This window comes from Zestomonas carbonaria (assembly GCF_904061905.1).
GTDB lineage: Bacteria > Pseudomonadota > Gammaproteobacteria > Pseudomonadales > Pseudomonadaceae > Aquipseudomonas > Aquipseudomonas carbonaria.
Genome location: NZ_CAJFCI010000096.1, coordinates 1 through 8,100 on the forward strand (window position 1 = coordinate 1; position 8,100 = coordinate 8,100).

The following is an 8,100-nucleotide window of genomic DNA, read 5'->3' on the forward strand; positions in this document are numbered from 1 at the left end:
AAGGTGATCAAACGCATGGCCTATGGCTTCCGGGACTCGGACTACTTCTTCCTGAAAATCAAGGCCGCCTTCCCCGGGAAAGCGCGATGAACCAAAAAAAAGCCCGCCGGGGTGGGCGGGCCTGAATGTCCTGGCCGCGACGGTAATAACAGCCAGGTCGTGGGTTACTCGGTGCGGGCGCCCTGGGCGATCCATTGGCCGATCAGTTCGCGCTCTTCCTGGGTCATCTGGGTGATGTTGCCCAGCGGCATGATCTGCGAGGCCACGGACTGGGCCTGGATTTTCTGCGCCTGCTGGCGGATCTGTTCCGGCGTGTCGAGCATCACCCCGCCCGGCGCGCTGCTGAACAGCGGGCTGGTCGGCTTGGCCGAGTGGCAGACCGTGCAGCGTTCCTGGATCACGCTATGCACCTTGTCGAAGTCCGGGCCGGTGGCCTGGGCGACTTCGGCGGCGGGAGCGCTGGCGGCGTGGGCGGCCTTGGCGGCTTCCTCTTCCTGGCGCTGCGCGGGGGTCTTGCCACCGACGGCGGTGGCCGGCAGCGGCTGGTACTGGACCTCGGCCTTGGCGGCTTCGTTGCCGCCGACCGACTTCAGGTTCGGACCGGTGACGAAGGCCAGGCAGAGCATGCCGACGGCGGCGGCCGGCAGGGTCCAGGCGAACTTGTTGCTCTCGTGGCGGGTGTTGAAGTAGTGGCGGACCAGTACGGCGAGGATCGCGATGCCGCCGAGGATCAGCCAGTTGTATTCGCTGCCGTAGGTGCTCGGGAAGTGGTTGCTGATCATGATGAACAGCACCGGCAGGGTGAAGTAGTTGTTGTGGCGCGAACGCAGCAGGCCCTTGGCCGGCAGTACCGGGTCCGGGGTGCGGTTCTCTTCGATCGCCTTAACCAGCGCGCGCTGGGCCGGCATGATGATGCGGAACACGTTGCCGACCATGATGGTGCCGATCAGCGCGCCGACGTGGATGTACGCGCCGCGACCGCTGAACACCTGGCTGTAGCCGAAGGCGGCGAGGATGATCAGGACGAACAGCACCAGGCCGAGCAGGGCGGGTTTCTGGCCCAGCGGCGAGTCGCACAGCAGGTCGTAGATCAGCCAGCCGATCAGCAGCGAGCCGAAGCCGATGGCGACGGCCGCGCCGGCGGACAGTTCGACGCCGGGCTTGATCAGGTACAGGCTGGGGTTGAGGTAGTAGACCACCATCAACAGGGCGACGCCCGACAGCCAGGTGAAGTACGCCTCCCATTTGAACCAGTGCAGGTTCTCCGGCATCTTCGGCGGAGCCAGCTTGTATTTTTCCAGGTGGTAGATGCCGCCACCGTGGATCGCCCAGAGGTCGCCGGACAGCCCTTCGCGCGGGTTGCGGCGGTCGAGATTGTTCTCCAGCCAGACGAAATAGAAAGAAGCTCCGATCCAGGCGATGCCGGTGATCATGTGAATCCAGCGAATGCCCAGGTTCAGCCATTCAGTCAGATGTGCTTCCACAGCCGTATCCTCTTACCCGTCGCCGGCACGCCGGCTCCAGGGTCTTCTCTTATTGGTGGGGGTCGAGGAGGAGTTGCTCGTCCTCGGTGAAGTAATGCTCATCGCAGTTGTTCCCTGAACCACTGCGATCGACCACCAGGAAGTCATCCCGCTTTTCGATCGTCAGCACCGGGTGGTGCCAGACGCCGCGATGGTAATTAACGCCCTGCCTGCCATTGGTGAGGAAGGCACGGACCAGCCCCGGTACAGGTACATCGCCAAGTGGCGCGACCACGACCAGAAAGGGATTGCCGAGCAGCGGAATGAAGGCCTGGCTGCCCAGCGGATGGCGTTCCAGCATGCGTATGCGCAGCGGCATCTCCAGCGCTTCGGCACTGAAGATGCTGATGATCGCCTGATCCTCGGGCTGCGCGGTCTCGACCGTGGCGAGCTTGTGATAGCGGCGGGTGGAGCCGTTGTTGATCATGAAGTAGTCGCTGCCCTCGGTTTCGATCACGTCACCGAACGGGGCGAAGGCTTCTTTGGTCAGGGGCTCGATTTTCAGGCTACGCATGGCTGTTCTACTTGTTCGTTTGCGATGCCTCTCTCCTTCAGGGAGAGAGGGGCTTACCGTGTCCCGGATTTCATCCGGGCTACTCATTGGGGGAGGGGGTGGCTTCGGTGTTGGCCGAAGCTTCGCCCCTCTCCCTAACCCTCTCCCATGAATGGGAGAGGGAACTGTTCGTGCGGACGGTCAGGCCCGCGTGGTGCCGCTTTGCTCCCCTCTCCCATGAATGGGAGAGGGGATTGTTCGTGCGGACGGTCAGGTCCGCGCGGTACCGCTTTTGGCTCCCCTCTCCCTCCGGGAGAGGGGCTGGGGGTGAGGGGCGGTGTCTCGTCCGACCACCATCCCTCATCCACTCTCCGGGATTACTTGGCCACCTTCCCGAACAACCGCAGACGGCTGATGCCACCATCCGGGAATACGTTCAGGCGCACGTGGGTGATCGGGCCGAGCTTGGCGATCTGCTCGACGAACTCGTGCTCGGCGTGCATCTCCAGCTTCTGGCTCGGCAGCAGTTCGCGCCAGAACAGGCTCTGGGTCTCGATCTGCGCGTCGGTGCCGCCCTTCACGTAGGCGCCCTGGATCGAGCAGCTATCCGGGTAGTTGCCTTTGAAGTGCAGGGTGTCGACCACGATGCGCTCGATCTCGCCCGGATGGCCGAGGGCGACGATCACCCAGTCGTTGCCCGGGGTGCGGCGGCGCGCGGTTTCCCAGCCGTCGCCCATGTTGATGCCACGGCCCGGGTTGAGGATGTTGCTCATGCGGCCGAAGTGCTCGTCCGAGCAGGCCAGGGCGCGGCCGCCGTTCAGGGCCGCAGCCAGGTCGACCTGTTCGTTGTCGCCGACGCTGCTCCAGTCGCGGTAGGGGATGCCGTACACGCGCAGGCGCGCCACGCCGCCGTCCGGGTAGATGTTGAAGCGCAGGTGGGTGAAGGCCTTGTCGTTGGCGATCTCGTGATAGTGGTGGCTGTTGCCCTGCAGGGTCACGGCCGGCAGCACTTCGGTCCACACGGTGTCTTCGCTCGGATCGCCTTCGGCGACGAAGCAGGCTTCCAGGGAGGCCGACGGCGGGAAGTTGCCGGTGAAGTGGCTGGTGTCGATGTCCACGCCCTTGATCGAGCCCGGCACGCCGAGGCGGATCACCGCATGGTCGTAGCCCTCGAAGCGCTTGCGGCGCGACTCCCAGCCGTCCATCCACTTGCCGTTGTCGTCGAACACGCCCTCCTTCCATACGGCCGGCGTCGGCTGGAACAGCCGGTTGACGTCGGCGAACCAGTCGTCGGTGACGAAGATGGCCTTGGTGCCGAGGCGGGCGTCGGCCAGGTTGACGTATTTCTCGAAAGGTACGGCGTAGTTTTTCATTGGGCTTCTTCTCTACGTGGGAGGGACGGTGCCGGCGTGCAGTCAGAGCTGCTGCAGACGGAACAGCGCGATCTTGTTGATCTCGGCCAGGGCGGTGGCGAATTCCTGCTCCGGGGAGTTGTGGATGCGCTCCTCGAAGGCCGCCAGGATCTGGTGCCGGTTGCTGCCTTTCACCGCCTTGATGAAGGGGAAGCCGAACTTGGCCTTGTAGGCATCGTTGAGTTCGGTGAAGCGGGTGAATTCCTCGGCGGTGCATTCATGGATGCCCGCGCCGGCCTGCTCCGCGGTGGAGGAGGCGGTGAGTTCACCACGGACGGCTGCCTTGCCGGCCAGGTCCGGGTGAGCGTTGATCAGCGCCAACTGTGCATCGTGGCTGGCGCTGAGCAGAATGTCGGCCATGCGCTGGTGCAGGCCGTCGATGTCGTCGACGCTGGCGTCCAGGCCGAGGTCGTAGGCTTTCTCGGCGACCCACGGCGAGTGCTCGTAGATGTCGGCGAAGGCGGCGACGAACTGGTCGCGGCTCAACTGGGACGGGGTCAGGGTCTGGAAGCGGCTCATTTCGAGCTCTCCTGCTTTTGGTTCTCGGCGAAGGGATGGGTGGCGTGCCAGTGGCGGGCGATGTCGACGCGGCGGGCGATCCAGACCTTCTCGTGGCTCTTCACGTAGTCGATGAAGCGCGCCAGCGAGGCCAGGCGGGCAGGGCGGCCGAGCAGGCGGCAGTGCATGCCGATCGAGAGCATCTTCGGCGCGCCTTCCACGCCTTCGGCGTAGAGCACGTCGAAGGCGTCCTTCAGGTATTCGAAGAAGTCGTCGCCCTTGTTGAAGCCCTGCACCTGGGTGAAGCGCATGTCGTTGGTGTCCAGGGTGTAGGGGATCACCAGGTGCGGCTTCTCGGCGGTGCTGGCCGGGTCCCAGTAGGGCAGGTCGTCGTCGTAGGTGTCGGAGTCGTAGAGGAAGCCGCCTTCCTCCATGACGATGCGGCGGGTGTTCGGGCCGGTGCGCCCGGTGTACCAGCCCAGCGGGCGCTCGCCGGTCAGCTCGGTGAGGATGCGGATGGCCTCGAGCATGTGCTCGCGCTCCTGGGCCTCGTCCATGTACTGGTAGTCGATCCAGCGGTAGCCGTGGCTGCAGATCTCGTGGCCGTCGGCGACCATCGCCTTGATCACCTCGGGGTGGCGCTGGGCGGCCATGGCCACGGCGAAGACGGTCAGCGGGATGTCGTGCTTCTTGAACAGCTTGAGCAGGCGCCACACGCCGGCGCGGCTGCCGTACTCGTACAGCGATTCCATGCTCATGTGCCGGACGCCCTGCAACGGCTGGGCGGCGACCATCTCGGACAGGAACGCCTCGGACTCCTTGTCGCCGTGCAGCACGCAACGCTCGCCGCCTTCCTCGTAGTTGAGCACGAAGGACAGGGCGATGCGGGCGTCGCCCGGCCAGTGCGGATGAGGAGGGTTGTTGGCATAGCCGATCAGGTCGCGTGGGTAGTCAGCACTCACAGCAGTCATCCTTTCTAGTAGACGTTGTGATCGCTGGAGCCTTGGTCGAATGGCTTTGGCGATCGTGATGGGATGATTGTATACAAAGTGAAATGCGCTTTGTAAATCAAAATTTCATTTCCGCACAGGATAATCGGATTGCAAAAATCTTGCCCGATCAGTCAGGTATAAAAGCCGGGGATGGCTATATCTCTGAGCGCTATGTGGAATCATATTGGGGCATGTGGACAGCGCGTGCACGGTATTGGGATGGCAATATTGTGTACAATTAATATGTAAAGTGTCTTATATTCTGCTTCGAGCGTGCTATGCTCACACCGCGCCGGGCCTTCCAGCCCGGTATCGCCCGGAATTCAACTGACAAGAGAGGAGGCGTGGCATCGACGGGTTCGCCAGGCGAACGCGGATGCCCGGAAACCCATGGGACGTTTAACCACGCATGTACTGGATGCCGCGCACGGCTGCCCCGGCAGCGAGATCAAGGTCGAGCTGTACCGGGTCGACGGTGCGCGGACGGAACTGATCGCCACCGCGCTGACCAACCATGACGGCCGCCTCGATGCGCCGATCCTGCAGGGCGACGACTATCGCTCCGGGGTCTACCAACTGCACTTCCACGCCGGCGACTACTACCGCGCCCGTGGCGTGGTCCTGTCCAACCCCGCCTTCCTTGACGTGGTGGTACTGCGCTTCGGCATCGATGCCGGCCAGGATCACTACCACGTTCCGCTGCTGATTTCGCCGTACAGCTACTCCACCTATCGCGGGAGCTAGCACTCGGCAAACCGCTGTACCACTCGTTACCCTCCGACTCCCAACGAAGAGTCTTGCCCGCCTCACACTGCGGGCTTTTTTTTGCGGTTTGTTCATTGGTTCCCCGCGTTCGCGAGGACGACAGGGGATGGTGAGTGCGTGCCCTGAACCCCCGTCATTCCCGCGAAGGCGGGACGGTGCTTGCACCGAACGCCCTTCCGGGCGGCCCGAAGGGCGAGTAGAGCGAGTCACCCAAACGCAGGCCTGACCATCCGCACGAACAGTTCCCTCTCCCATCCATGGGAGAGGGTTAGGGAGAGGGGCAAAGTTTCGGCGAATGGCTGATCTACCCTCTCCCCCGGCCCCTCTCCCATAAATGGGAGAGGGGAGCAAAGCGGCACTGCGCAGGCCTAACCATCCGCACGAACAGTTCCCTCTCCCATTCATGGGAGAGGGTTAGGGAGAGGGGCAACGTTTCGGCAGACACCGAAGCCAACCCCTCCCCAACGAGTAGCCCGGATGAAATCCGGGATTGGCACCCCAGGAAGCATCCCCAGACCACGGGCACGTTTCCTGGGTTCCCCGCGTTCGCGAGGACGACAGGGGATGGTGAGTGCGTGCTCCGAACCCCGTCATTCCCGCGAACGCGGGACGGTGCCTGCACCGAACGCCCTTCAGGACGGCCCGAAGGGCGAGCGAAGCGAGTAATCCAGACAACCCCCTCCTTTCTACCCATGCCCCCACCCTTCAGCAACTCCGCAGGCGTGGCGCGGAGACATACGATGGCGGTGTCGCGCGGCGGAGCTTGTCCTGGAAGGCCGTGCGCAGGTCGGTGGTCAGCGGCGGGGCGAAGTGCAGGCGGTCGAACATCTCGTTCAGGTGCGCGGCCATCGACTCCGCCGCGTGGCTGGCATCTCCGGCCTCCAGCGCATCGATCACGTCCAGTTGCTGCCGGCAGGTTTCCTTCGAATGGACCCAGCTCCGGCTCAGGGCGATGTTCAGCGAGGCGCGGGTCAGCAGGTCGCGGAGGAAGTCGACCAGCAGGCCGTTGCCGGCGATCTCCGCGAGCCTGAGGTGGAAGCGGCAGTCCCGGTTGATCAGGCCCGCGCTGTCGCTGTCGGCCAGGCAGGCGCGCTGGCTGTCGACGATGTCGCGCAGCTCGGCCAGTTCGTCGCGGGTGATGCGCGCGGCCGCCAGCCGGAGTACTTCCGACTCGACCAGGAGGCGCGCCTCCAGCACCTGGCGGGCCTGTTGCCGGTCCGGTCTGGCCACCATGGCCACCTGCTTGGGTTCCATGACCACCGCGCCTTCCCGCGCCAGTTGCGCCAGCGCGCGCTGGACCGTGCCGCTGCCGACCTGGAAGATCTTCCCCAGGGTTTCCTTGTTGAGCCGCGCGGCCGGCGCTAGGCGCTTGTCCAGGATCGCCGCGTAGATGCTTTCGTAGATGAAGTGGCTGGAAGACTTCTCCCCCGTGTCGGCTTTCGCCCCTGGTTCAACAGTCTCGGTCATGACCATGATCGCACCTGCCTACTGATCGGATAGCCTCTCGCATGCGGACCAGCGCACGCGGTTTCACACGTTTCATGCTTCGGGCACGCGCAGGCTGATGTTCAGGCGCACCCCTTCGTTGAGGATGTGCAGCCGCATCGCCTGGCTGGCGGCTTCGCTGTCGTGCTGGCGGATCGCCTTGAGGATCGCCTCGTGTTCCTGAAGGATGTCCTCTGCATATTCCATGTTGCGCCGGACCAGGCTGTCGCTCTGTTCCAGGGCGCTGCCGATCTGCTGGGAAACGCTCAGGAAGATCGGGTTCGAGGTGAGCGCCACCAGCTTGCGGTGCAGGGCCGAATAGGCCTCCACCAGGGCGGCGGCGTTGCCGTCCTCGACCGCTTCGCGCATGTCCAGCAGCAGGAGCCGCAACTGGCCGACCTCCGTGCTGTCGGCGGTCTGGGCGACCAGCCCCGCGACGAAGGGCTCCAGCGCGTAGCGCAGTTGCAGGATGTCCTCCAGGGTCGCCGTGGCGGGGGCCCTGATCTCCCGGAACGTGGCATCGTCGCGTTCGAGCACCATCACGCCCTTGCCGGGCAGCGAGCGCACGACGCCCAGGGTCTCCAGGACGGTGATGGCCTCGCGCAGGCTGGGCCGGCTGATCTCCAACTGCTCGGCGAGCTCGCGCTGGCCGGGCAGCATCTGGCCAGCGGCCCAGCGACCCTGCTCGATGGTGTCGAGCAGCTTCTGGACGACCGAGTTGACCAGTTTGGATGAAGAAAACATTGACTCTCCTAGTTCCGTGGGACGCTGTTGTTCGATTGCCCGAAGGCCGGGCGGCCCCGTCGGGTCGCCCGGCCTTCGCCCTGCACGGGCCGGATGAGAGCAGACCGGATTCCGGCTGTCATCCCATCAACCGTGCAATTCGCCTTTCTGCGGCGCTGCCACGCTTTTCGCCAGCGGGGCGGGGGGGG

8 protein-coding genes are annotated in these 8,100 nt (G+C 64.4%); 1 reads left to right on the forward strand and 7 read right to left on the reverse strand.

Annotated elements, in window-relative coordinates; translation table 11 throughout:
- Window positions 1-164: 164 nt before the first annotated feature.
- The 5 genes from PSEWESI4_RS24490 to puuE form a co-directional block, all read right to left on the reverse strand.
- On the reverse strand, window positions 165-1,484 hold the full coding sequence (locus PSEWESI4_RS24490) for a urate hydroxylase PuuD (RefSeq protein WP_187673854.1): 1,320 nt from the start codon (window positions 1,482-1,484) through the stop codon (window positions 165-167).
- A gap of 49 nt (window positions 1,485-1,533) precedes the next feature.
- A complete protein-coding gene (locus PSEWESI4_RS24495) occupies window positions 1,534-2,037 on the reverse strand; it encodes an ureidoglycolate lyase (protein ID WP_187673855.1) in 504 nt (167 codons plus the stop codon).
- Between the two features lie 356 nt (window positions 2,038-2,393).
- Window positions 2,394-3,389 carry an allantoicase gene (gene alc, locus PSEWESI4_RS24500; RefSeq protein WP_187673856.1) on the reverse strand — a complete coding sequence of 332 codons (996 nt, stop codon included), beginning with the start codon at window positions 3,387-3,389 and terminating at the stop codon, window positions 2,394-2,396.
- 42 nt (window positions 3,390-3,431) lie between these two features.
- Window positions 3,432-3,947: a 2-oxo-4-hydroxy-4-carboxy-5-ureidoimidazoline decarboxylase gene (gene uraD / locus PSEWESI4_RS24505; protein ID WP_187673857.1), complete on the reverse strand. Its 516-nt coding sequence runs from the start codon at window positions 3,945-3,947 to the stop codon at window positions 3,432-3,434.
- Window positions 3,944-4,888 carry an allantoinase PuuE gene (puuE, locus tag PSEWESI4_RS24510; protein WP_187673858.1) on the reverse strand — a complete coding sequence of 315 codons (945 nt, stop codon included), beginning with the start codon at window positions 4,886-4,888 and terminating at the stop codon, window positions 3,944-3,946. The genes uraD and puuE overlap by 4 nt, the downstream gene beginning before the upstream one ends.
- A gap of 420 nt (window positions 4,889-5,308) precedes the next feature.
- Between puuE and uraH the strand changes: the two genes are divergently transcribed.
- On the forward strand, window positions 5,309-5,662 hold the full coding sequence (gene uraH / locus PSEWESI4_RS24515; protein ID WP_187673859.1) for a hydroxyisourate hydrolase: 354 nt from the start codon (window positions 5,309-5,311) through the stop codon (window positions 5,660-5,662).
- A gap of 726 nt (window positions 5,663-6,388) precedes the next feature.
- Here the strand turns inward: uraH and PSEWESI4_RS24520 are convergent.
- A complete protein-coding gene (locus PSEWESI4_RS24520) occupies window positions 6,389-7,150 on the reverse strand; it encodes a GntR family transcriptional regulator (RefSeq protein WP_187673860.1) in 762 nt (253 codons plus the stop codon).
- A gap of 72 nt (window positions 7,151-7,222) precedes the next feature.
- Window positions 7,223-7,912, reverse strand: coding sequence for a FadR/GntR family transcriptional regulator (locus tag PSEWESI4_RS24525; protein WP_187673861.1), 690 nt, complete (start codon window positions 7,910-7,912; stop codon window positions 7,223-7,225).
- Window positions 7,913-8,100: the final 188 nt, after the last annotated feature.